Source organism: Myxococcus sp. AB025B (assembly GCF_006518215.1).
GTDB classification, from domain to species: domain Bacteria; phylum Myxococcota; class Myxococcia; order Myxococcales; family Myxococcaceae; genus Myxococcus; species Myxococcus fulvus.
Genome location: NZ_SRLW01000736.1, coordinates 1 through 420, shown reverse-complemented (window position 1 = coordinate 420; position 420 = coordinate 1). Strand labels below are relative to the sequence as shown.

The following is a 420-nucleotide window of genomic DNA, read 5'->3' as shown; positions in this document are numbered from 1 at the left end:
ATCATGGTGACCGCCGCGTTATATTTCTTCGGGCGGCGGAAATACTTCACCGAATTAGAAATCGTAGAAACACCCGAGAACGCCACCAAGCCGGCGGAGAAAGAACGCGCCAGAAGCAGCATCAGCGCCAGACCCTCCAGCGAGTGGGTCTCGAGCTCGGGGGCAATCACGTAGGTCGCCGATTCAGCCAACGGCAAGGTACCCGTCGCGGCACGAATCCAACCCACAATGAGGGTCGCTCCCAACAGTGCCAAGAAAACATACAGCGGCCAGTACGCAATCTTGCCCAGCAACTGCACGCCACGTAGCGCAAACAACGTCAGCGCAACAATGAGTAGCACCGCAATGTGCGTGCGCCAATCCTGAATCTGCGGATACAACGCCACCAAAAACGAGGACGCCGAAGACATCGACACCGCC

General features: G+C 57.6%; 1 protein-coding gene. It reads right to left on the bottom strand.

The annotated features are described in order from the left end of the window. A partial coding sequence (locus tag FL311_RS43735; RefSeq protein ID WP_141333606.1) for an amino acid permease occupies positions 1–420 on the bottom strand: 420 nt, incomplete at both ends.